The 22,776-nt window shown below is 53.4% G+C and carries 21 protein-coding genes; 20 read left to right on the plus strand and 1 reads right to left on the minus strand.

Annotated features, from left to right (window positions below):
• Positions 1 to 29: 29 nt before the first annotated feature.
• The 20 genes from K5753_01520 to K5753_01615 all read left to right on the plus strand — a co-directional run bounded on the left by K5753_01520 (position 30) and on the right by K5753_01615 (position 21,594).
• A complete protein-coding gene (locus tag K5753_01520; protein MCR4725882.1) occupies positions 30 to 1,388 on the plus strand; it encodes a hypothetical protein in 1,359 nt (452 codons plus the stop codon).
• A 10-nt stretch (positions 1,389 to 1,398) separates the two neighbouring features.
• Entirely contained in the window at positions 1,399 to 2,898 is a 1,500-nt protein-coding gene (locus K5753_01525; GenBank protein MCR4725883.1) for a sugar ABC transporter permease, read from the plus strand.
• Complete coding sequence (locus K5753_01530; protein MCR4725884.1) at positions 2,898 to 3,794, plus strand: sugar ABC transporter permease; 897 nt, start codon at positions 2,898 to 2,900, stop codon at positions 3,792 to 3,794. The genes K5753_01525 and K5753_01530 overlap by 1 nt, the downstream gene beginning before the upstream one ends.
• A 9-nt stretch (positions 3,795 to 3,803) precedes the next feature.
• Positions 3,804 to 6,680, plus strand: a complete 2,877-nt coding sequence (locus tag K5753_01535) for a hypothetical protein (protein ID MCR4725885.1) — start codon at positions 3,804 to 3,806, stop codon at positions 6,678 to 6,680.
• Between the two features lie 14 nt (positions 6,681 to 6,694).
• Positions 6,695 to 8,725 carry a sn-glycerol-3-phosphate ABC transporter ATP-binding protein UgpC gene (gene ugpC / locus K5753_01540; protein MCR4725886.1) on the plus strand — a complete coding sequence of 677 codons (2,031 nt, stop codon included), beginning with the start codon at positions 6,695 to 6,697 and terminating at the stop codon, positions 8,723 to 8,725.
• 177 nt (positions 8,726 to 8,902) lie between these two features.
• Positions 8,903 to 9,376, plus strand: a complete 474-nt coding sequence (locus tag K5753_01545; protein ID MCR4725887.1) for a hypothetical protein — start codon at positions 8,903 to 8,905, stop codon at positions 9,374 to 9,376.
• 25 nt (positions 9,377 to 9,401) lie between these two features.
• On the plus strand, positions 9,402 to 10,115 hold the full coding sequence (locus K5753_01550; protein ID MCR4725888.1) for a F0F1 ATP synthase subunit A: 714 nt from the start codon (positions 9,402 to 9,404) through the stop codon (positions 10,113 to 10,115).
• Between the two features lie 11 nt (positions 10,116 to 10,126).
• On the plus strand, positions 10,127 to 10,390 hold the full coding sequence (gene atpE / locus K5753_01555) for an ATP synthase F0 subunit C (protein ID MCR4725889.1): 264 nt from the start codon (positions 10,127 to 10,129) through the stop codon (positions 10,388 to 10,390).
• A gap of 12 nt (positions 10,391 to 10,402) precedes the next feature.
• Positions 10,403 to 10,903, plus strand: coding sequence for an ATP synthase F0 subunit B (locus tag K5753_01560; GenBank protein ID MCR4725890.1), 501 nt, complete (start codon positions 10,403 to 10,405; stop codon positions 10,901 to 10,903).
• Positions 10,896 to 12,611, plus strand: a complete 1,716-nt coding sequence (atpA, locus tag K5753_01565; protein MCR4725891.1) for a F0F1 ATP synthase subunit alpha — start codon at positions 10,896 to 10,898, stop codon at positions 12,609 to 12,611. Before K5753_01560 ends, atpA begins: the two co-directional genes overlap by 8 nt.
• Positions 12,608 to 13,426, plus strand: coding sequence for a F0F1 ATP synthase subunit gamma (locus tag K5753_01570; protein MCR4725892.1), 819 nt, complete (start codon positions 12,608 to 12,610; stop codon positions 13,424 to 13,426). Before atpA ends, K5753_01570 begins: the two co-directional genes overlap by 4 nt.
• A complete protein-coding gene (atpD, locus tag K5753_01575) occupies positions 13,423 to 14,790 on the plus strand; it encodes a F0F1 ATP synthase subunit beta (protein ID MCR4725893.1) in 1,368 nt (455 codons plus the stop codon). Before K5753_01570 ends, atpD begins: the two co-directional genes overlap by 4 nt.
• A complete protein-coding gene (locus K5753_01580) occupies positions 14,787 to 15,194 on the plus strand; it encodes a F0F1 ATP synthase subunit epsilon (protein MCR4725894.1) in 408 nt (135 codons plus the stop codon). Before atpD ends, K5753_01580 begins: the two co-directional genes overlap by 4 nt.
• Positions 15,195 to 15,222: 28 nt before the next feature.
• Positions 15,223 to 17,463, plus strand: coding sequence for a hydratase (locus K5753_01585; GenBank protein MCR4725895.1), 2,241 nt, complete (start codon positions 15,223 to 15,225; stop codon positions 17,461 to 17,463).
• A gap of 31 nt (positions 17,464 to 17,494) precedes the next feature.
• Positions 17,495 to 18,520 (plus strand): alanine racemase, encoded by a 1,026-nt coding sequence (locus tag K5753_01590; protein ID MCR4725896.1) that lies wholly within the window; start codon positions 17,495 to 17,497, stop codon positions 18,518 to 18,520.
• Entirely contained in the window at positions 18,510 to 19,049 is a 540-nt protein-coding gene (locus tag K5753_01595; protein ID MCR4725897.1) for a 5-formyltetrahydrofolate cyclo-ligase, read from the plus strand. The genes K5753_01590 and K5753_01595 overlap by 11 nt, the downstream gene beginning before the upstream one ends.
• Entirely contained in the window at positions 19,046 to 19,624 is a 579-nt protein-coding gene (gene rsmD / locus K5753_01600; GenBank protein ID MCR4725898.1) for a 16S rRNA (guanine(966)-N(2))-methyltransferase RsmD, read from the plus strand. Before K5753_01595 ends, rsmD begins: the two co-directional genes overlap by 4 nt.
• Before the next feature lie 9 nt (positions 19,625 to 19,633).
• Positions 19,634 to 20,110 carry a pantetheine-phosphate adenylyltransferase gene (coaD, locus tag K5753_01605; GenBank protein MCR4725899.1) on the plus strand — a complete coding sequence of 159 codons (477 nt, stop codon included), beginning with the start codon at positions 19,634 to 19,636 and terminating at the stop codon, positions 20,108 to 20,110.
• A complete protein-coding gene (locus K5753_01610; GenBank protein ID MCR4725900.1) occupies positions 20,103 to 20,573 on the plus strand; it encodes a hypothetical protein in 471 nt (156 codons plus the stop codon). The genes coaD and K5753_01610 overlap by 8 nt, the downstream gene beginning before the upstream one ends.
• A gap of 79 nt (positions 20,574 to 20,652) precedes the next feature.
• Positions 20,653 to 21,594, plus strand: a complete 942-nt coding sequence (locus tag K5753_01615) for a hypothetical protein (GenBank protein ID MCR4725901.1) — start codon at positions 20,653 to 20,655, stop codon at positions 21,592 to 21,594.
• Here the strand turns inward: K5753_01615 and K5753_01620 are convergent, their stop codons facing one another.
• Positions 21,595 to 22,761 carry a nucleotidyltransferase family protein gene (locus tag K5753_01620; protein ID MCR4725902.1) on the minus strand — a complete coding sequence of 389 codons (1,167 nt, stop codon included), beginning with the start codon at positions 22,759 to 22,761 and terminating at the stop codon, positions 21,595 to 21,597. It lies immediately after the preceding gene.
• Positions 22,762 to 22,776: the final 15 nt, after the last annotated feature.

Consider the following 22,776-nt stretch of genomic DNA (forward strand, 5'->3'; position numbering starts at 1 on the left):
AAAAAGTTTGGTAAAAGGAGAAGCCAAATATGAAAAGAAAAATTTTGAAAGCACTGACAATAACCTTGGCTGCATTGATGCTCTTCGTCTTTGTTGCTTGTTCGCCCGAAGTGATCTACGTGGCGGACTTTACGGGCGGAAACGGGACGGTTATTCCGAACCCGAACCCGACGCCCACGCCGAATCCGACGCCGAACCCGACGCCGAATCCGAATCCGGCTCCCGTCGACGACGGAACGGGCGACGGCAGCACCTATAAACTTCGCGTTTGGTGCGCCGAAGAGGACGAAGATATGATCCATCAAATGCTCGATGCCTATGAATTAAAGTATAAGGATAACAACTACACCTTTACGATCGAAAAGCTCGGCGAGGACGTCGTCAGCGCGAAGGTCATTCAGGACGTTGAAGAAGCCGCGGACGTTTTCTCGTTCGCAAACGACCAACTCGGTTTGCTCATTAAGAACCAAGCCTTGACGCAGGTCCCGACGCAATATACCGCGCAGATCGATCAGCAGATCGACGTCGCGAAACTTGCGGCTTCGTACAGCAATTCCTACTACGCTTTCCCGTACAGCTACGAGAACTGCTTCCTGTATTACAATAAATCTTTGATCTCGGACGTCAGCTCCCTCGAAAAGATCCTGACCTCTCAAATCAAGAACGTCGACTATAACCTCGGCATCGATATGGGCGACAGCTACTACACCACGATGTTCCTTTACACCGCGGGCGTAACGATCTTCGGCGAGCAGGGCAACGATCCGACGGACGTGAACCTCGATAACGCGAACGCTTACAAGGCTTGCCGCTATATCGCCTCTCTTGCGGGGCAGAAGAAGCTCGGCTCGATTTCCAAAGCCGACCAGTACGCTTCTTTGAAAAACGGTAAGGTCGCCGCGATGATCTCCGGTCCTCACATGATCAGCCAATTCCAAGACGCTCTCGGAACGAACTTCGCCGTCGCGACGCTTCCGACGATCCGTTTCGCGGGTGAGACGAAAGACACTCCGCTCGTCAGCTTCTCCGGCGTCAAGATGTACGGCGTCAGCCGTAAGTCCACCGCGAAGCGCGATGAGAAGAGCACGGCGGAAGCGTTGAAACTCGCGGCGTATCTCTCCAACGCGGATAATCAGACGATCCGTCTCGAAGAACGTGAATTCTGCCCGACCGACGCCGATCTCTTCGACGCAGCTTCGAACTCCGTCGAGACCGTCGAAGTCGTCGTCGAACAAAGTAATTACAGCAAATTGAAGCCCGGTCTCATCCAAATGAGCAACTATTGGGATAATATGAAAGGCTTCTTGCTCGGCGTCTACAAGCTCAGCTATCCCGAAAAGGATTGGAGCGCCGAACTCAAAAAAGTCGAGAATAAATTGAAGGGCTAAGGAGTAGAGTATGGCAGAAAACGAGTTGAAAAACAAAAACTCCGTCGGGTCTTCTCACAAGAAGGGCTTTGCAAAGTTCGGTGAAAAGATCAAGGCGGGGCTTACAAAGTTCGGTCGCGGTTTCGTGTCGTTACCCAAAAACTTCGTGAAACTTTGCGTCAAAATCGGGACCGGCGTCAGAGATGGCGTTAAGAACTACGTGTCGATCTTCCGCGAGGGAGATCTCGGCGTTCGCCTTTCCTTCGTCGTGATGGGCGCGGGCGCGTTCGCTCGCAAGCAGATCGCGAAAGGCGTGACCTATCTTGCGATCCAGCTGTTGTTTATCTTTTATATGATCTTCAACGGCGCGGGCGCGATCCGTGGCTTCTTTACCCTCGGAACGGAATTTACCTACGATATTCACTATCTGAATAACGGGACGACTTCGGCGGTGCAGGGCGATAACTCCATGCTTTGCCTGTTGTTCGGCGTCGTCGCGATCGCGGTTATCGTCGCGTTTATCGTGATGTATTTCTCGAATATCCGTTCGGCGAACGAAGCCTACGAGAATTCGATCGTCGGTCGCAAACTTCCGACCTTCAAGGATGATCTCAAAGATCTGTTCGACAATAAGTTCTACGTCGTTTTGCTTGCGGTCGCATTGATCGGCGTTATCGCGTTTACCGTGCTTCCGTTGGTCTTTATGATCCTCATTGCGTTTACGAACTTCGACCAAGATCACTCGGCTACGAGCGGCTTTAACTGGGTCGGGCTGGATAACTTTAAATCCCTCGTCGGGACGACGGGGCTTTCCACGACCTTCTTCCCGGTCTTGGGTTGGACGCTCCTTTGGGCGCTTTGCGCGACTTTCCTGAACTACTTCCTCGGCGTCGCGCTCGCGCTCCTTATCAATAAAAAGGATATCAAGGGTCAGAAAGTTTGGAGAACGTTCTTCGTCCTTACGATCGCGATCCCGCAGTTCGTCTCCCTCTTGTTGATGCGTCAGCTTCTCGGACCGTTCGGACCGATCATGGAGCTCTTCGGAAAGACCGGCACCGATCTCTTCGATAACACGAATACCGCGAGAATGATCATTATCTTGGTCAACCTGTGGATCGGTATTCCGTACTCGATGCTTATCACTTCGGGTATCTTGATGAATATCCCCGCCGACCTTTACGAATCGGCTCGTATCGACGGCGCGGGCAAACTCACGATGTTCAGAAAGATCACCTTGCCGTATATCCTGTTCGTTACTGGTCCTTACCTGATCACGCAGTTTATCGGCAACATCAATAACTTTAACATTATTTACCTCTTGACGGGCGGCGGACCGTTCGGCGAAGCAGGGTACAGCGACGGCGCGGGCGGAACGTCCTTGCTCGTTACTTGGCTTTACACGATGACCGGTAACAGCAACTACAAGCTCGCATCTACCTTGGGTATTTTGACGTTTATCGTCTGCTCGATCGTGTCGCTTATCACGTATCGCAACAGTTCTGCAAGTAAAAACGAGGAGGATTTCCAATAATGAGCCAAATTACAACGACTAAGAAAACCTCTAGTATCAAACGCAGAAAACTGATCAGCCAAACCTCGGCGTACATCATTTTGGGAGTGTTGTCTTTCATTTGGATCATGGCGCTTATTTGGATGATCATTCAATCCTTCGCGGGACCCGAAGGCTCGTATCAAAACGGGCATCTTTTCCCGTCGACGTTCAGCTTGTATTGGTATAAGCAGCTCTTTACGAACACCAATTATCCGTATTGGAAATGGTTCATCAATACCTTTATCATCGCGGTCGTTTGTATGTTCCTTTCCACCTTCTTTACGATCTCGATGGCGTACGTTATGAGCCGTTTCCGCTTTAAGAGCCGTAAGAGACTCCAATCGATCGGTATGATCCTCGGTATGTTCCCGGGCTTTATGTCGATGGCGGCGATCTATTACATCTTCAAATCCGTCGGTATGGCGGGTAACGTCGAAGTTTGGAAGAAACTCATCGCCTTGATCCTCGTCTATTCCGGATCGGCGGGCTTGGGGTACTACGTCTCCAAAGGCTTCTTCGATACGGTCAGCCGTTCTTTGGACGAGGCGGCTCGTATCGACGGCGCGACGAACTCGCAAGTCTTCTTCAAAGTTATCCTCCCGCTCAGTAAACCGATTATCGTTTACACCGCGCTTATGAGCTTCCTTTCTCCTTGGGGCGACTTCATCTTTTCCAGCTACCTCCTCGGCACGCAAACCGAAGGCTGGACGGTCGCCGTCGGCTTGTATACGCTCGTAAACGACCACAACATCACGACCTACTATAATATGTTTATGGCGGGCGCGGTTTTGATCGCGGTTCCCATAACGATCCTGTTCCTTTGCTTGCAACGTTACTTCGTCGAAGGTATCACCGGCGGCGCGGTCAAAGGATAAGGAGGTGCTATGAAGCGTAAACTTACAGTCATTTTACTCTTGATCGCTCTGGTCGTAACGGCGGGCGCGATCTCCATGGTGGCGACTGCCTCCGCCGCGGAAAACGGCGTCGTCTACGTCCACTTCTATAACGGCTCCGGAGAATATTCTTGGGGCGAGTGGGCAGGCAAAAAGGACGTCAACTGGGGATCGTACTACTGGATCGACACGGGGCGTGTGACCGCTTGGCAGGGGAACGACGAGGAATTTGCCAAAAGAGACGATGACGGAAACGTCACACTCGGGCAGAACGGAGAGCCGAATATCGGCAAACTGTTCAAGATCAACCTCAACGCCTCCGAGACCAAAGCTTGCCAACAGGGCAAGAAACTCGGTCTCATTATGGTTCGCTCCTACGTCGACGAACTCGGGTATCTGACCCCTTATTGGAACAACAATACCGGTAAAGATCTTTCGAGCGACCGTTATCTCGACGTCCAGTTCGACTCGAATAACGAATACCATATTTGGATCATCGCCGGCGACAAAAACAACTATACTTCGCTTGCTTCGGCAAAGAGCGCGTTCGAGCGTATCGAATCCGCGAACTTCGACGATTTCAATTCGTTGATCTTGCAAAGCACGAAGGCGATTACGCCGCAAACGGACATCAGTATTTATAAGGTGACGGACGCGATCGAAAATCCGGAAGGCGAGCTCTTCCTTCAAAATCTGCACGTTTCCGAAGTTTGGAACGGCGGCTTGAACGGCAAGATCACGAATCTCGGTCTCGAAAGCGGCTTCGATTGGAGCGCCGATTATCAGGTCTATATCGAAGAAGTCTCGGCGTTCCGCACTTCCGCGAATAAGACGAGGCTCTTCCTCTCCGATAAGTTCAAAACGGATTGCGTCCCGTCCGCCGATCAAAAACTCGGCGTCGAGTACACGAAGGACAACACGACGTTCCGCGTCTGGGCGCCGCTTTCTACCAACGTCGTCGTCAATTTCTATCGCACCGGTAACGAGCTCGACCTTTCTCTCGCTCGCAGCGCGCTTGCGATGACGAGAGGGGAGAAAGGCGTTTGGGAACTTGCGGTGAACGAGGATTTGAACGGGATCTATTACACCTACACGAACTACGTCGCGGGCGACGCTCCCGAGACGGTGGACGTCTATGCGAGCGCGGTCGGCGTAAACGGAAACCGCGGTATGATCTGCGATCTCGACGCGACCGACCCGGACGGCTGGGACGAAGATCTCACAAACGCGCGGTCGATCCGTCAGAACAACAGTCAAAACGGCGTCATTTGGGAAGTCCACGTTCGCGACTTCTCGATCTCGCCGGACAGCGGATTGACCTATAAAGGCAAATACCTCGCCTTTACCGAGCAGAATACGACGGTCAAAGGTTCGACCCTGAAATCCGGTATCGCTTACCTCAAAGAACTCGGGATCAACTACGTCCACCTGAACCCCGTCTACGATTTCTCGACGGTCGATGAAGAGTATATCAACAACACCGATTATACGACCAAGCAGAACTGGGGCTACGATCCGAAAAACTATAACGTTCCCGAAGGCAGTTACGCGACGGACGCCGAACACGGTGAAGTCCGTATCAACGAATTCAAGCAAATGGTGCAGGCGTTGCACGAAGCGGGCATCGGCGTGATCATGGACGTCGTCTATAACCACACCTACACCGCGGACAGCTACTTCGAAAAGACCGTCCCCGGATACTACTATCGCCAAGCCCTCGAATGGGGGCACGAAGGCGACAACTGGTTCCAAGTCGAAGGAACTTTCGGAAAGACCGCTTGGACGACGAACGCTCTCGGCGCTTACAACCTCTCCGACGGTTCGGGGTGCAGTAACGAGACGGCTTCCGAACGCGAAATGTACCGCAAGTACATGGTGGACAGCTTGACCTTCTGGGCGGACGAATATCATATCGACGGCTTCCGCTTCGACCTTATGGCGATCCACGACACCAAGACGATGCAGAGCATCCGCAATTCGTTGAACGAGTTGCCGGGCGGTCAATGCATCTTCCTGTACGGCGAACCGTGGGCGGCGGGCTCTCTCGGAATGGAAAAGGGCTACGTCAGCGCGGACACGAACAGCCTCGGCAGCGTCGAAATGACGGGTATTCGCGCGTTCAACGACCGTATGCGCGAAGGAATCAAAGGAAATAACAGCGGCGGCACGGGGTACGTTCAGGGCAACACTTCGGACGACTCTTTGAATCGCGTAAAAGCCGGTATCAACGGTTACTTCGCGGGAACGGATTCCGCGGGAAACAATCACGCGATCACCTACACGACGTCGCACGATAACTACACGCTTTGGGATCAACTGATCACGACGATCGTCACGAATAAGACTCCGACGCTTTACAGCGAGCGTAACGCGGTCATCGAGCGCAAAAACATTATGGCGGCAACCTTGACTTTGACGAGTCGCGGAACGGCGTTCATCCTTGCCGGCGAAGAATTCGCGAGGACGAAGTACGGCAACCATAACAGTTATAACGCGCAGGATAAGATCAACGCGCTCGATTACGCGCGCCAAAAAGAATTCGCCGCGCTCACGGATTGGTACAGAGGACTCATCCATCTGCGCACCGATTTTAAGGGAATCGCGACCGGGACTTCACCCGCGGAGATCATCCCCTACGACGGCGACAAAGCGAATTGCATCGGGTATATATTCAACTCGGTCGAAGGCGATCCCTATTCGAGGGTGTACGTCCTGACCAACCCGAACGCGAGCGCGCGCACCTTCGAGATTATCGGAAATTGGCGCATCCTCGCGGATGAGAACGGATTCCACAACGGCAATATGCAAAACGTGACGGGCGGCAACGTGACTTTGCCCGCATACGGCACCTATATTTTGGTTCAATAAGAGAGGTAAATACTATGGCAAGTTTAAGTTTGAAACACATTTACAAGGTTTACGACGGCGGAGTTAAAGCCGTCAACGACTTCTGCATGGAGATCGAAGATAAAGAGTTTATCGTTTTCGTCGGTCCTTCCGGTTGCGGAAAATCCACCACGCTCCGTATGATCGCGGGCTTGGAAGAGATCACGGCGGGCGAGCTTATGATCGGCGACGAAGTCGTCAACGACGTCGAGCCGAAAGATCGTAACATCGCGATGGTTTTCCAAAACTACGCGTTGTATCCGCATATGACCGTTCGCGAGAATATGGCGTTCGCTTTGAGACTCCGCAAGGATCTCTCGGAAGAGGAGATTATGGCGCGCGTCGACGAAGCGGCGAAGAAACTCGATATCGCGCAATTCTTGGAGCGTAAACCGCGCGCATTGTCCGGTGGTCAAAGACAGCGTGTTTCGCTCGGTCGCGCGATCGTCCGTAGCCCGAAAGTCTTCCTTCTCGACGAGCCGCTTTCCAACTTGGATGCGAAGCTCAGGGCGCAGATGAGGACCGAGATCAGCAAGCTTCATAAACAACTCGCGACCACCTTTATTTACGTTACCCACGATCAGGTCGAAGCGATGACGATGGGTACCCGCATCGTCGTTATGAAATTCGGCGTCGTTCAACAGATCGACACCCCGAAGAACCTCTACGATTATCCGGGCAATAAGTTCGTCGCGGGTTTTATCGGAACTCCGCAAATGAACTTCTTCAACGCGACTTTGAAGCGCGACGGGGAAGAGATCGAGATTACTTTCGCGAACGATCGCAAGATCCGCGTTCCTCGCGAGTGCCTCGTCAAAGCGAAGAGCAAGTATTTGGACGGCAAAACCGTCGTTACGATGGGTATCCGCCCCGAAGACATCCATTTCGAAGAGGATTTCGTCAAGGCGAACCCCAAGACCGCGCTCGATACCAACATCGGAATTATCGAAGCGCTCGGCAGCGAGTCCATCGTCTACTGCGAGCTCGATCCCGATCGCGACAGCATCTCCGACAGCGGCACCCGTATGGTCCTTAAAGTCGATCCGAGAATCACGCTTCAAATCGATCAACCGATCCGCGTCGCGCTCGATCCGACCCGCATCCATCTCTTCGATCACGATACCGAAGTCAGCATTATGCCCAGAGTTCCCGACGTCAACTTGCTGAACGGCAAGGTCGAGGGCGGCAAAGTGGACTTCGGCGGCGTAAAATTCGACCTGCCTCCCGTCTTGAACCTTGCGGACGGAAAGTATCACTTCGCGATCCCCTCGGACGCGTTCCGCTTTAACGACGAGATCCCCGAACCCGCGATCGCGGCGGGCGATCCCAAGTACGTCGTTCCGTTCGACGCGGTTCCCGCGGAGTACCAAAAGAAAGCTTTCGTCGGCGCGATCAAACCGCTCGCGCACGAAGATTTCGCTCACGCGCATATCGGCGGAAAAGTTTCGATCGAAGTGAAGAGCGTCGAGACCATCGGCAAGACCAAGCTCCTCCGTTTCGCCTTCGGCGACGACCCCGTCTTCGCGATCGACGCGGCACAGACCCAAGAAGGGAAGACCGTTTCGACCGATATCGATTGGAAGAAAGTTTCGATCGTGGACGATTCCGGAAAAGAGATCCCCGCTTTGGCTCTTATGAACGTTTTGCACGGCAAGATGGTCAAAGAGCGCACGGGCAAAAAGGACTTCAACTTCGGCTTGAATATCGCGGACAAGATCTTTTACAGCACCGAGTACGTCCAGCAAAAGCTCTTTAACGCGGCGGGACGCAAAGTCTTCGATATCAAACTCGACGTCGACTTCGATCCGTATTCGGTCAAGATCGCGTCGGACGGCGTAGAAGCGAAAGTCAAGCGTGTTTCCGATTACGGAGCCGAAAGCTTCGCGACTTGCTTGGTCGGCGATCAGAAGATCAACGTCTTCCTGCGCCCCGAAGATAAGGTCAAAGAGGGCGATCAAGTCTTCCTCTCGCTCGATATCCCCGCGCTCGGGATCGTGGAAGCGGATCGCGGCATTCGCATCATCTGATCGGAAGGTCTTCGGATCTTTTGAAGAAAACGACGGGCGACGCTTACGGGCGTCGCCCTTGTTTTTTAAGAGTTTTCGCTTTTTGAAAGGGGAAAATAAAAAGAAATCTTCTCTCGCGCGGGCGCGCGCGATAAAAAACGTTTAACAAATCGCGTTTTTGGTGATATAATTTATGATATGAAAAAGTTCCGTTATGCTTTTCCGATTCCGGCTTACGTCGTGTATGCGCTGCTTTTATTGCTCAGCGCGGTTTCCGTCTTGTTTGCCGCGTTGCGTCTCGGAAACGCGGGCGGTTTCTTTTCCGTCTATCCCGTGTCGGACGTTTTGAGCATCGTCGTCTTTTCGATCGCGATCCTCGCCGTTCTGTGGTTGTCGCTTTTTTCGAATTACGCGTTCTCGGGCGATACGTTCGTCTTTACGCGTTTGTTTTTGAAAAAGCGCGTGAATCGGCAGGATATCATCAAACTTGTGACCGATGAAGAGAGCGGCGTTTCCGCGCTCTATTATTACGGATCCGTACCGGGGGAAAGAAACGTGGATTTTCTCGTCGTTTGCGTCGGGAAAGGGAAGCGCGAGGCGTTTGAACGCGCGCTTCGCGAGTTTAAGAGTGATATCGTGATCGAATCCAATCCGAAAGGGCAAGCGGATTGATCAAAGGGCGCGATCGAGGAGTGCTATGACAAATATTCTTGCGGCGTCGCTTGGCGAAAAAATGAGGGAAGCATTGCTTCCGGAAAACGTTAAATTTCTCGGAATGAACGTCAATCCGAGTTTTTTCACGTCACTGATCATTGCGGGCGTCTTGATTCTTTTCGCCGTAATCGTCCGCGTGTTTGTCGTCCCTCGTTTTAAGGACGTTCCCGGTAAATTCCAAAGCATTCTCGAATCCATCGTCCTTATGTTTGACAAAATGAACGAAACGGAAAGCGACGCGCGCGCGTTTATGGGCGCGTACGTCTTTTCCGCCGCGGCGTATATCTTCCTCGGAACGATGGTCGAGCTCATCGGTCTTCGCCCCGTTATGGGCGATCTGAACGCTTGTTTGGCGCTTTCGCTCTTTACCTATTTCCTGATCCTTTTCTTCGGGATCAAGGCGAACGGCGTAAAGGGCGGGCTCGGCGCGCTGAAAGATATCACCGTTCCGATCTCGATGTCCTTCCGTTTGTTCGGAAGTATTTCCAGCGGGCTTTTGATTACGGAGCTCGTCTATAATTATATTTTCCTGTCTTTCGGTCTTCCGGTGATCGTCGGCGTCTTGTTTACTTGCTTCCACGCGCTTATTCAAGCCTACGTCTTCGCGATCCTTTCTTCTCTCTTCGTGGGGGAAGCGGCGGTGCCGTCTGTCAAATCCAAGAAAAGTAAAAAGCAAAGCGACGAAACCGTCGCTTGAAGGAGTGAATTATGATCAGCGCAGTTCAAACGATAATTTCCACGATTTCCGATACCGCGGTTTTCGCGATCGCGGCGGCGATCGCCGTCTTCGTCGGCGTCGGCGCGGGTCTTGCGATGGGACACGCCACCGGTAAAGCGGTCGACGCGATCGCCCGCCAGCCCGAAGCGGAAGGAAAAATTCGCACGACCTTGCTTCTCGGTTTGGCATTTACCGAAACGACCGCGATTTACGGCTTATTTATCGCGATCATGCTCGTTATCAAAGTTTTGTAAGAGGGCGGATTCATGATCGTATCGGACGCAATTCTCGGATTGGATCTCATCAAGTTTCTTTTGCATCTTTTGAATTTTGCGATCCTCTTCGTCTGCCTTTGGCTGATCCTTTATAAGCCCGTGATGAAATCCATACGGGCGCGTCAGGATCGGATCCGCGCGGAGAAAGAAGAGACGGAGCGCAATTTGAAAGAGTCCGAAGAAGCGAAAGAGCAGGCGGAGACCCGCTTGAAAGAGCTTCAAAGCGAGATCGAATCGAAAAAGAAAGAAGCGGAAAAAGCCGCTGCGGAAAAGTATGAAGCAGTCGTAAACGAAGCTTCCGCGCGCGCTGCGGAGATCGTTAAGGACGCGGAAAACCGCGCGACGATCCAAGCGAATAAAGCGATCGAGAGCGCGAAAAGCGATATCAAAGACATTGCCGTTTCTCTTGCGGAAAGCATTCTCGACGACAAGATCAAAGACGTTGACGATAAGATGATCGAAAACGCGATCAAGGACTGGCGGAATGAATAAATTCGTCGTAACGAGCGCAAAAGAATTAACCGCCGAGCAAAAGAAGAAGATCGCGGTGGAACTGAAAGCGGAACTTTCTTCCGTTTCTTTTGCCGTAGACGAAGCGTTGATCGGCGGTATCGTGATTTCCGACGGAGAAAAAATTCTCGACGCATCCGTTAAAAGCAAGCTCGAAAGCGCGTCGAAAGCGGCGGGAAAGAATCTGTACGGAAAGCCCCTCGATCATATTCTCAAAGACTTAAAGAGGGAATTCCGTTCCTTCGAAGGAGAGAATAAGAAGTTTTCCGCGGGCGTGATCCGTTCGGTTTCGGACGGCGTCATTTTCGTGGACGGCTTGCAAGACGCAAAGATCAGCGAACTTTTGCTGATTGCGGACGAGTACTTCGCGATGGTGATGAACCTTTCGGAGGGTTCGGTCGGCGCGATCCTGTTGACGGGGATGACCAAAGTTCGCGCCGGGGATTTCGCCGTAACGACCGGTCGCATCGTCACCGTTCCCGTCGGCGAAGCGCTTCTCGGAAGAGTCGTTGACCCTCTCGGTTCTCCGTTGGACGGAAAGGGCGAGATCGCCGCGTCGGGTTTTCGCAGAGCGGAATCTCCCGCGCCCGGAATCTTCGACAGAAAGAAAGTCGATCAGCCTTTGTACACCGGCGTAAAGACGGTGGATTCGATCATTCCGATCGGAAAAGGGCAGCGCGAGCTTGTGATCGGAGACAGACAAACCGGAAAGACCGCTCTTTGTTTGGATGCGATCTTGAATCAAAAAAGGAAAGGCGTCTATTGCGTCTACGTCGCGATCGGGCAGAAGACGACGACCGTGGCGGACGTCATCAAGCGTTTAAAAGAGTACGGCGCGATGGATTATACCATCGTCGTCAGCGCGACCGCATCGGACAGTGCGCCGCTTCAATATATCGCCCCCTACACGGCGACCGCGATGGCGGAAGAGTTTATGCGAAACGGGAAGGACGTCTTGATCGTGTACGACGATCTGTCCAAACACGCCGTCGCTTATCGAACGATCTCGCTTCTTTTGAAGCGTCCCGCCGGGCGCGAAGCGTTCCCGGGAGACGTCTTTTATATTCATTCGCGTCTGTTGGAGCGTTCCGCCGCGCTGAATGAAAAGGCGGGCGGCGGTTCTTTGACCGCGCTTCCGATCATCGAGACGCTCGGATCGGATATTTCCGCATATATTCCTACGAACGTGATCTCGATCACGGACGGTCAGATCTTCCTTGAAAGCGAACTTTTCCATTCGGGCGTTCGCCCGGCGGTAAACGTCGGACTTTCCGTTTCCCGCGTGGGCGGCAGCGCGCAATGCGCCGCGATCCGCAAGGTCTCGAAGGGGTTGAAACTCGATCTCGCGCGCTATCGCGAAATGGCGGTGTTTACTCAGTTCGGCGCGGACGTTGACGAGGATACCAAAGAGGTCTTGGATAAAGGCGTAAAACTGACGAATATGCTGATCCAGCCGCAATTCCGTCCGTACTCGATGACGGACGAGGCTTTGGAAATCTATTTGACGAGCAAAGGCGCGATGAAGTACGTCGCTCCGAATAAGGTCCGCGAAAAATTGGACGAGCTTTTGTATAAGATCAAGTCCGAGCATCCGTCCGTCGTTTCTTCGATCGAGGAAACGGGCGATCTTTCGGACGAAGCGATCCGCGTCCTCGACGAGGCGATCGCGTCGGTCGGAGAAGAAAAGTGACGAATCGCGAGATCAAAAGGCGAATCGGTTCCGTTAAAGAAACGGTAAAGATCACCAAAGCCATGTACTCGATCAGCGTCGCGAAGATGCTGAGAGCGAAAGAGGTGGTCCCGAAAGCGGAAGCGTATAAAGAGGCTTCGGAAGAAATGCTTTCTCTCGTCGCGCGTTCCATGGCGGCGAAAGAACCGTATTTCGCGCCGAGAGGCGATCGGGCGGGCTTCCTCGTGATCGCGGGCGACAAAGGTCTTTGCGGCGATTTCAATCAAAAAATCGTCGAATGCGCGATGCGCGCGATCCGAGAAAAAACCGAACGCTACGTCTTTACCGTCGGAAGCGTAACCCGTGAATCCTTTCGCAAAGCGGGCGTTTCCCCCGATATCGAGTTTTTGAACACGGCGGAGAATCCTTCTCCCGAGACGGCGTCTTCGATCGCTTCCGATATCTTGTATCTTTTCGAGAGCGATATGTTAGACGAGATTTGGTTCGTCTTTACGGAAGTCAAGGAAAACGGCGCGGAGGTCGCGCTCAAAAGGGTCTTGCCGTTTGCCGCTTCGGAAGGCGAAGCGGTTTTGATCGAGCCGTCGGAATCCGATCTTTTGCCGAAAGCGATGGAGCGTTACCTGTCCGCTTTCGTCTATTACGCTTTGATTTCTTCTTCTCTTGCGGAGAATCTCGCTCGCGTGAAAGCGATGCCGCAGGCGACGAATAACGGAGAAAAAATGATTGCGGCTTTGACCGCGAAATACAATCGCTTACGTCAGGAGGGCATCACGCGCGCTTTGCAGGACGCCGGCGTCTCGGATGCGAAACTATGAAAAAGCAGTATATCGGAAAAATCATAAAGATCATCGGCGTCGTCGTGGACGTGGCGTTCGATCGCCACACCCCTTCGATCAACGAGCTGTTGAAAGTCGAAGGGCGAAACGTCTCCCTCGAAGTCGTCAGTCACGCGGATAAAGACGTGGCGCGATGTCTTGCGCTTGATCCGACCGAGGGGTTGGAAAGAGGCTTGACCGTCGTCGCGACGGGCGAAAGCGTTACCGTTCCGGTCGGAGACGGCGTCCTCGGCAGAGTTTTGAACGCGTATGGCGAGCCGATCGACGGGAAAGGAGAGGTCGTCGGCGCGCGCTCCGGGATTTATAACGAGCCTCCGACTTTCACCGAACTTTCGCATAACACGGAAATTTTCGAAACGGGGATCAAGGTCATCGACCTTTTGACGCCCTACGTCAAAGGAGGAAAAGTCGGCTTGTTCGGCGGCGCGGGCGTCGGTAAGACGATGCTGATTTTAGAGCTTATCAATAACGTCGCGAAGATGTCGGACGGTCGCTCGATCTTCGCCGGCGTCGGAGAGCGCAGCCGCGAAGGATGCGAAATGATCGAAGAAATGATCGCGTCCGGCGTCCTCGACAAAACCGCGCTCGTCTTCGGACAGATGAACGAGACCCCCGCCGCGCGTATGAAAGCCGCGCTGACCGGGCTTACGATCGCCGAGCATTTCCGCGATAAACAGAAAAAAGACGTTTTGCTTTTTATCGATAACATTTTCCGCTATATTCAAGCGGGAAGCGAGGTCTCCGCGCTTCTCGGAAGAATGCCGTCCGCCGTCGGTTATCAGCCGACCCTCGCGACCGAACTCGGTTCCCTCGAAGAGAGAATCGCCAGCACGGAGAACGGTTCGATCACTTCGATCCAGGCGGTCTACGTCCCCGCGGACGACTTGACCGATCCCGCGCCTGCGACTTTGTTTACCCATCTCGACGCGACGACCGTCCTTTCGCGTAAGATCGTCGAGCAAAACATCTATCCCGCGGTCGATCCTTTGGAGAGTTACTCGAGGATCATGGAAAAAGAGATCGTCGGGGAAGAGCATTATCGGACGGCGAAACGCGTTACCGGCGCGCTCCAACGCTATAACGATTTGCAGGATATCATCGCGATCCTCGGTATGAACGAGCTTTCGCCCGAAGATAAGAAACTCGTTTATCGCGCGCGTAAGCTGCAAAGATTCTTTTCGCAACCTTTCTTCGTCGCGACTCCGTACACGGGAATTCCCGGGAAGTACGTTCCTTTGAAAGAGACGATCCGCGGGTGTAACGCGATCTTGGACGGCGAGTTGGACGACGTCCCGGAGGGCGCGTTCTATTTCATCGGCGGGTTGGAGGATCTGAAAAAGTGAGATCCTTCCCATTGACCGTTTTGACGCCGCTCGGGACTTTTTTCGACGGTGAGATCGAGTCTTTGACGCTCGTTACGTCGGAAGGTGAGATCGGGATCATGGCGGGAAGAGAGAGCGCGGTCATCGCCGTGGAAAAAGGCGTGATCCGTTACGTTAAAAACGGAGAGACCGTCTATCTTTCGGAAGACGGCGGCGTCTTCGAGATGAAAGGCGGGAAGGGCGTCCTTCTCTGCTCCGCGGTTTACGATCGGAAAACGGAGGCGGACGATCGGGTAAAGCGCGCGCAGACGCTCGAAAAGGAAAGAGAAAGGCAAAAGCAATCGCTGTCGGAGTACAAACTCGGGCAGGCGTCTCTTGCGAAAGCGTTTGACAAGCTGAAACGCGCAAGACATAATATTAAATAATACGCAAGTTTTTTGAAAAGGAGAGTTTATGAAATTTTACGGTCCTTCTTATTTGTTACGCGGACGTATCGTCGGAAAAGACGAACTCGCCGAAGGCGGTTTTTCGCAAAAAGACGTGGACGAGGCTTACACCGGAACGATCGCGTATTCGATTTTGAACGCGCATAGTCTCGGCGGCGCGGAAAAAGGCAAAGTTCTGAATATCAAATTCGACGCGCTTGCGTCTCACGATATTACCTACGTCGGCATCATTCAAACGGCGAAAGCCAGCGGTTTGACGAAGTTCCCGATCCCCTACGTCTTGACGAACTGCCACAATTCGCTTTGCGCGGTCGGCGGAACGATCAACGAGGACGATCACCTCTTCGGGCTTTCCGCGGCGAAAAAGTACGGCGGCGTTTTCGTCCCCGCGCATCAAGCTGTCATCCACAGCTATATGCGCGAATGCTACGCAAAATGCGGCGCGATGATCCTCGGAAGCGACAGCCACACGCGTTACGGCGCGCTCGGAACGATGGCGGTCGGCGAGGGCGGTCCCGAACTCGTCAAGCAACTCCTTTCGATGACCTACGACGTAAAATATCCCGAAGTCGTCGCTGTAATCTTGAAAGGCGCGCCGAGAAGGGGCGTCGGTCCTCACGACGTCGCGATCTCGATCATCGGCGAAGTCTTCAAAAAAGGTCTCGTGAAGAATAAGATCATGGAATTTATCGGCGAAGGCGTCGAGAATCTTTCCGTCGAATACAGAAACGGGATCGACGTTATGACGACCGAGACCGCCTGCCTCTCTTCCGTCTGGCAGACCGACTATAAAGTCAAAGAGTATATGGCGATCCGCGGCAGAGCGGACGATTATAAAAAGCTCCAACCCAAAGATCTCGCTTTTTACGACGGCGTCATCGAGATCGACCTTTCCGAGATCGAGCCGATGATCGCGCTTCCGTTCCATCCGTCGAACGCGTATAAGCTCCGCGATCTCATCGATAATCCCGGCGATATTCTTTCCGAAGCATCCGATAATATCAACGAACTTCTCGGCGGTAAAGTCAAAATGGATCTTACGAAAAAGATCAAAGGCGGGAAAGTTCGCGTGGAGCAAGCCGTAATCGCGGGATGCGCGGGCGGTACTTACGATAATATCGTCGAGAGCGCGAATATTTTGAAAGGGAAGAATATCGGAAACGGCGAATTTACTTTGAGCGTCTATCCCGGAAGCCAGCCCGTCTTTACCGAACTTGTAAATAACGGCAGCATCGCGACGCTTATGAAAGCGGGTGCTTCGATCCGTTCTTGTTTCTGCGGTCCGTGCTTCGGCGCGGGCGACGTCCCCGCAAACGATTGTTTGAGCATTCGCCACACGACGCGCAATTTCGAGAGTCGCGAAGGTTCCAAGCCCCTCGAAGGGCAGATTTCCGCAGTCGCGTTGATGGATGCGCGCAGCATTGCCGCGACGGCGGCGAACGGAGGCGTCTTGACGAGCGCGCTCGATCTCGATTACGACGCGCAGATCCCCCCGTATCAACACGACGACAGCTCCTATAAGAGCCGCGTCTATAACGGATTCGGAAAAGCCGATCCTTCCGCTCCTTTGCGTTACGGTCCGAATATCGCCGATTGGCCGAAGATCGAGGCGCTTGCGGATAACGCGATCTATAAGATCGCCGCGGTCATCAACGATCCCGTTACGACGACGGACGAACTTATCCCCTCGGGTGAAACCTCTTCTTACAGAAGCAACCCGCTTCGCCTTGCTCAGTTCGCGTTGTCGCGCAAAGTCCCCGAGTACGTCGGAAGATGCAAGGAGATCAAAAATGATTCCGATCTTTATCTTTCCCAAGGCGAAATTCCCGAATCGTATAAAAAAGCCGTCGAACTTGCCGGTAAAGATCTCGTCGGATCGATGCAGATCGCGAGCGCGATCTTTGCGGTCAAACCCGGCGACGGAAGCGCGAGAGAGCAGGCGGCGAGTTGCCAAAGAGTCCTCGGCGGCGGCGCGAATTTCTCGCGTGAGTACGCAACGAAGCGTTACAGAAGCAATTTGATCAACTGGGGTATGATCCCGTTTATCACGAAGGAGAATTTCGAGGTCGGCGATATCGTCATTGTTCCGAACGTAAAAGAAAAGCTTCTTTCGGATTCGACCTTTACGATCCGTATCGTTCGCGGTGATTCCGTCATCGAAGGAGAAGCGTCGGTCGATAAGCTGACGCAGGATGAAAAGACGATCATTAAAGAAGGTTGCCTGATCAACTATTACGCGAAGAGGTAAGTTTTTTCTTTCCGCCGCATAGAATAGCGGTATGAAAGTCAAGATCAACCTGAAAGCGATCGAACGCAATCTGAATGCTTTGCGGCTTGCCTTTGGTAAGCCGCTTATTTTTATGTGTAAAGCGGACGCGTACGGTCACGGTTTGGCGCGCGTCGTTCGCTCGGTTTCCGCGGAAGGTTACGGCGTGGCGACCGAAGAAGAGGGCGTCGTCGTCCGTTCTCTTACGAATGCGCCCGTTTACGTTACCGCGCCGAGAAAAGAGAACGTCGCGTTGCTTCGCGGGTTCGACCTGATTGCGCTCGTCGGGGAACCGACGCTTGCGGCGGCGTTGGTCGAAGCGGGGGTGAAGCGATGCCATATCAAAGTGAACAGCGGAATGAATCGTCTCGGGTTTTCTTCGCCCGAAGAGTCGGCAGCGGCGGCGGATAAACTGATCTCGGGCGGCGTCCGCGTCGAGGGCGTTTGCACGCATTACAAAAGCACCGACGAAGGGGATCGGCGAAAACAAAACGCCGTTTTCGAAAAATGCGTTTCGGCTGTTCGGGAAAAGGCGCTCTCTCTCGGCTTGTTTTCTCCGATTTTTACGCACGTTACGGGCGGCGGCTCGGTCGAAACTGCGGACGCTTGTCGGGTCGGACTCGCCTGTTACGGGTACGGCGACGGGCTGAACGTTCCGCTTGAAAAAGCGATGCGGGTGGAAAGCGAGATCTTAGCCGTAAAGGAGATCAGGCGCGGGCAAACGCTCGGATACAATGCTTTTCGCGCGCGCGAAAACCTCGTCGCCTGCACCGTTCTCGGAGGATATGCGGACGGGATCGATCGATCGGAAAAGGGAAGGTGCGTTCTCGTCGGCGGGGCAAAGGCTCGAATTGCCGCCGTCTGTATGGACAGTTTCGAAATCGTTACGCATCGTCTTGACTTGAAAGCGGGGCGGCGTGTTATAATAATGTCCGACGCGATCGACGCGAATTATATCGCGAAAAGCCGAGGAACGATCCCTTACGAAGTCCTCGTCGGCTATGACCGACCGCGCGCGGAATACCTGTATGACGGATAAAAAGGCGCAAAGAAAGATCGTAAAAGAAAGGCTTGCCGCTTTGACGGAAGCGGAAAAACGCTCGTTCGGGCAGAGGATCGCGGAAGCGGCGATCGCGGACGAAACCTTTTTTCGCGCGAAACGCGTTTTCGTCTTTCGTTCGATGACGGACGAGCCCGACACTTTGCCGATCATCGCCGCCGCGCTTTCTCTCGGGAAAGAGGTTTTTCTTCCTCGGATCGAAGGCGACGAGATGTTTTTGATCCCGTATGATAAAGATTCCGAGATGCGCCCGAATCGTTACGGGATCGAAGAGCCGCAGGGCGCGCCCTATCTCGGAAAAGTCGATCTCGCGTTCGTTCCCCTTCTCGGGTTCGACGGATCGCGCCGTCGTCTCGGAAGAGGAAAGGGGTATTACGATCGTTTTTTGTCGTCTTTCGAGGGCGTTTCCGTCGCGCTTGCATTTTCGACGCAGGAGCTTTCCGAGGTCGAATTCGATCCTTGGGATAAAAAGCCCGATCGCATCCTTACGGAGAAAGGAAGAATATGAGAGTTATCGCGGGAAAGTATAAAGGGAGAACGCTGTTTTCCCCGAAAGATCAAGCCGTCCGCCCGACGACCGATCGCATTAAAGAGAACGTTTTTAATTTATTGCAAACGCGGATCCCCGGCTGTGATTTCTTGGATCTGTTCGGCGGAAGCGGCGCGATGTCGATCGAGGCTTTGTCGAGAGGCGCGGCGGGCGCCGTCCTCGTCGACTGCGACAAAGAAAGCGTGAAACTCATAAAAAAGAATCTCTCCGCGCTCGGGATCGGAAGGGAAGCCGAGCTTTTGGAGACGGATTACGCGAGAGCGGCGGAAAGACTTCGCGGACGCTCGTTCGACGTCATTTTTCTCGATCCTCCGTATCGCGCGGACTTTTACGAGGACGTTCTTGACAAGATCGCGTCTTTTTCTTTACTGAAAGAGGGCGGAGTCGCAGTCTTCGAACACGCGACCGATCGCGCGCTTTCGCTTCCCGATGGATGGCGCGCCGCCGACGAAAGAAAATACGGCAGCGTGACGATCTCTCTTCTTGTCTTCGATTTTCGGTCGAGTATTGACAAAGAACGTCAAAAAGTGTAAAATCGAACTATGAGTAAATGTTTGGTCACGGGGACCTTTGACCCGATCACCCTCGGACACGAGGAACTTATCAAAAAAGCCATCGCAACGTTCGACGAAGTATCCGTCGCCGTCTTGATCAACCCCGATAAAACGCCGCTGTTTTCGGAAGAAGAGCGCGTCTCGATGATCGAGGAGACTTTCGGCGAAAAAGTCGAAGCATTTTCGTTTTCCGGTTTGGCGGTGGACGCGGCGAAATGCGTCGGAGCGTCCGCTCTCGTTCGCGGCGTTCGCGCGGACGCGGATATTCCCTACGAGATCGAAATGGCGGATTATAACCGCGCTTGGGGGCTCGAAACGGTTTTCTTTTTTGCCAGCGAAAAGCTGAAAGACGTCAGCGCGACGGCGGCTCGCGAATTATTGAAAAAGGGGATTATGCCCGATTCTCTGATGAGCGAACGCGCCAAAATGCTCGCGGTCAATTATTTGGAGGCAAAAAATGGATGACGTCGTTCAGATCATCGATCAACTCGAAGACGTTTTATTAAATAATAAAAGAGGTTTTTTCTCGGGTAAAATCTACGTCGATCAATTGAAAGTAACGGAGATTCTTTCCCGCCTGCGGGACGCGGTTCCCGCTTCTTTTCACGAGGCGCGCTCCATTTTGGGTCAGCGCGACGCTTTGGTCCGCGAAGCCGAACAGCGCGCGGAAAATATCATTCGTAACGCGAACGAGACGCGCGATAAGCTCGTCCAGGAATCCGAGGTCGTTAAATCCGCCGAAGCGGAAGCGGAACGGATTTTGAGTTCGACGCGCGACTACTGCGAAAATTTGAAATATAACGTAATGCATGATCTCGATTCCGAGCTTTATAATTCGTCCGTCCATCTGACGCAGGCTTTGGATTATATCGACGACGTTCGTTCCGAGATGCGGAAGCGTTTCCCTTCCGGAAACGGGCAGAATTAAAACGTTTCGGCGCGGTTGATCCGCGCTTTTTTTTTATTCGGTTCGGGATAATTCGTCGCGGGAAAGAATATCGTTTGATATGCGCGCAAAGAAAACGGTCTTTCTTTTGTTTTTCGTGTTGCTCTTACTCGTCGCGAACCCGTCGCGATACTTTGATTCGGTCGCTCGCGGCGTTCGGATCTTTGCGTATTCCGTCTTGCCGTCGATGCTCCCGTATTTCTTCTTTACGAAGCTTTTGACTTCGATCGGCGGGGCGGAAGCGTTGTCGCGGACGGTCGGAAGACCCGTCGGGAAAATCTATAAAGTAGGCGGCGCGTGCGGTTACGCGCTCGTTATGAGCGTTCTCAGCGGTTACCCGGTCGGCGCGCGCGTCCTTTCCGATCTTTGCGGGCAAGGATTGATCAGCGAAAAAGACGCGCGAAAAGCCGCCTCGTTTTGTTCGACGAGCGGGAGTATGTTCGTCCTCGGAAGCGTAGGCGCGTCCATCCTCGGCGACGTAAAAGCGGCTTGGGTGATCTTGGTCGCCCATTATCTCGGCGCGCTTTTGAACGGAGTTTTGTATTGTTCGTTCGGGAAGGGCGGCGGGGGACGCTTTTTGCCTTCGCTACCTTCGAAAAATGCGGACGACGTCCTCGCGGGCGCAATGTATGAAAGCGTGATCTCGCTTGCGCTCGTCGGCGGGTTTATCGCCGTGTGCAATCTTTCGGCGGATATGGTTTCGGATCTGTTGAAATGGCTCGGGTGGAAGATCGAAGAGGGAAGCGTTCTCGGCGCGACCGTGTTTTCGCTGTTCGAAGTAACGAGGGGGTGTATACTCTTTTCCTCGTGCGATCTGCCTCGCGCCGTAAAAACCGCGTGCGCTGCCGCCGCCGTCTCGTTCGGCGGGCTGTCCGTCCTTTTGCAATCGCTTGCGTTTCTCGGAAAATGCGGGGTAAAGGCTTGGAAAATGACCTTGATGAAAGCGACGCAGGCGGCGCTGACTTTCGGGATTTGTCTGGTTGCGGGAGTTTGGATCCTTTGATCAAAGGAGAAGCATTCCTCCACCCGAAAGGGGAAGACCTTTGGAAATCAAATAGATCTCGTGAGAAAGGGCGCAGATCGCCGCGCTTTTATCGCCGCAAGTTTTGGCTTCTTCTTCGCCCGTCAGGATTTTTCCGTATTTACTGAATAACGATAAAAGGTCGGTACGGTCTTTTTTTACGCCGAGGATCTTGAAATAGGGGGCGGCGTCGATCTCACTTTCGAAAAATGTTTTGCCGACTCCGAGCAACGCATTCGCGAGGATGCGCCTGACGCGCGCTTCGGAATAGCGTTTCGTCGCCGCGGTGCGGACGAGCTCTTCGGCGTTCGTCGCGTCTTTGGCGAGCCGTAAAATGCGGTTTTCGATCCCTTCCGTAACGTCTGCGATTCGTTTGAGACCTTCCGCGCTCATATTTGCGAGTTTATAAAGAATCAAAGCCGAGAAAGCGTTTTGATCGGAAAGGGCAAGGAGATCGGAAAGAACGTAAGGGGGAACGGCGCGGGCGATCTCTTCCGTTTTCTTTTCTGTTAGAGCGTTTCGGATCGCGCCCGAAGAAGGGAGTTCGTCGCTTAGCGAAAGAGCTTTGTAATTTCCTTTGCGGGGAAGCGCGAAGAATTCGAATTCGCCGCGCTTTTTCGCCGCGCGAACGTACTCGATCGCAAGGACGTCGTTCGGCGAAGTCAGCTCGGGGATCGTGATGCCGTTTCGTTCGGCGTATTTGCGGAAAGCTTGCGCACGCGCCACCGGGAAGGAGAACCCCATATCGAGCAGGTCGCGGATCGCGAGAGAGATTTCTTCTGGTTCTTCGGCGGAGAGCTTTGCGGCGTTCTCGATCAAAGGAAGAGACCCGCACTCGCTTCCGAAACAGACGACTTTTTCTTCGTTTTTTACGGCGGCGGCGATCTTGATCGCTCCGTCCGCGAAACGTTCCGCGCAGGAAACGCCGAAGATCTGCGGTAATTCGACGACGATATCCGCTCCCGCCGTCAAGGCGTGACGAGCGCGCGTATATTTGTCCGAAAGGGCGAGGGAACCGCGCTGCGTTACGTCTCCGTTCAGAATCACGCAGACGGCGTCCGGGCGCAGTCGATCCCTGACCTCGGTCAGTAATTTGATATGTCCGTTATGGAGCGGGTTGAATTCCGCCGTAATAAACGCGATCTTCATAAATTCGGCTATATT

The sequence above is a fragment of the Clostridia bacterium genome (assembly GCA_024685775.1).
Classification (GTDB): Bacteria; Bacillota; Clostridia; order Christensenellales; family CAG-1252; genus CAG-1252.

Coding starts and splice junctions, on each gene's coding strand:
- K5753_01520 (MCR4725882.1), top strand. CDS start 30: ATGAAAAGAAAAATTTTGAAAGCACTGACAATAACCTTGGCTGCATTG.
- K5753_01525 (MCR4725883.1), top strand. CDS start 1,399: ATGGCAGAAAACGAGTTGAAAAACAAAAACTCCGTCGGGTCTTCTCAC.
- K5753_01530 (MCR4725884.1), top strand. CDS start 2,898: ATGAGCCAAATTACAACGACTAAGAAAACCTCTAGTATCAAACGCAGA.
- K5753_01535 (MCR4725885.1), top strand. CDS start 3,804: ATGAAGCGTAAACTTACAGTCATTTTACTCTTGATCGCTCTGGTCGTA.
- ugpC (MCR4725886.1), top strand. CDS start 6,695: ATGGCAAGTTTAAGTTTGAAACACATTTACAAGGTTTACGACGGCGGA.
- K5753_01545 (MCR4725887.1), top strand. CDS start 8,903: ATGAAAAAGTTCCGTTATGCTTTTCCGATTCCGGCTTACGTCGTGTAT.
- K5753_01550 (MCR4725888.1), top strand. CDS start 9,402: ATGACAAATATTCTTGCGGCGTCGCTTGGCGAAAAAATGAGGGAAGCA.
- atpE (MCR4725889.1), top strand. CDS start 10,127: ATGATCAGCGCAGTTCAAACGATAATTTCCACGATTTCCGATACCGCG.
- K5753_01560 (MCR4725890.1), top strand. CDS start 10,403: ATGATCGTATCGGACGCAATTCTCGGATTGGATCTCATCAAGTTTCTT.
- atpA (MCR4725891.1), top strand. CDS start 10,896: ATGAATAAATTCGTCGTAACGAGCGCAAAAGAATTAACCGCCGAGCAA.
- atpD (MCR4725893.1), top strand. CDS start 13,423: ATGAAAAAGCAGTATATCGGAAAAATCATAAAGATCATCGGCGTCGTC.
- K5753_01585 (MCR4725895.1), top strand. CDS start 15,223: ATGAAATTTTACGGTCCTTCTTATTTGTTACGCGGACGTATCGTCGGA.
- K5753_01590 (MCR4725896.1), top strand. CDS start 17,495: ATGAAAGTCAAGATCAACCTGAAAGCGATCGAACGCAATCTGAATGCT.
- K5753_01595 (MCR4725897.1), top strand. CDS start 18,510: ATGACGGATAAAAAGGCGCAAAGAAAGATCGTAAAAGAAAGGCTTGCC.
- rsmD (MCR4725898.1), top strand. CDS start 19,046: ATGAGAGTTATCGCGGGAAAGTATAAAGGGAGAACGCTGTTTTCCCCG.
- coaD (MCR4725899.1), top strand. CDS start 19,634: ATGAGTAAATGTTTGGTCACGGGGACCTTTGACCCGATCACCCTCGGA.
- K5753_01610 (MCR4725900.1), top strand. CDS start 20,103: ATGGATGACGTCGTTCAGATCATCGATCAACTCGAAGACGTTTTATTA.
- K5753_01615 (MCR4725901.1), top strand. CDS start 20,653: ATGCGCGCAAAGAAAACGGTCTTTCTTTTGTTTTTCGTGTTGCTCTTA.
- K5753_01620 (MCR4725902.1), bottom strand. CDS start 22,761: ATGAAGATCGCGTTTATTACGGCGGAATTCAACCCGCTCCATAACGGA.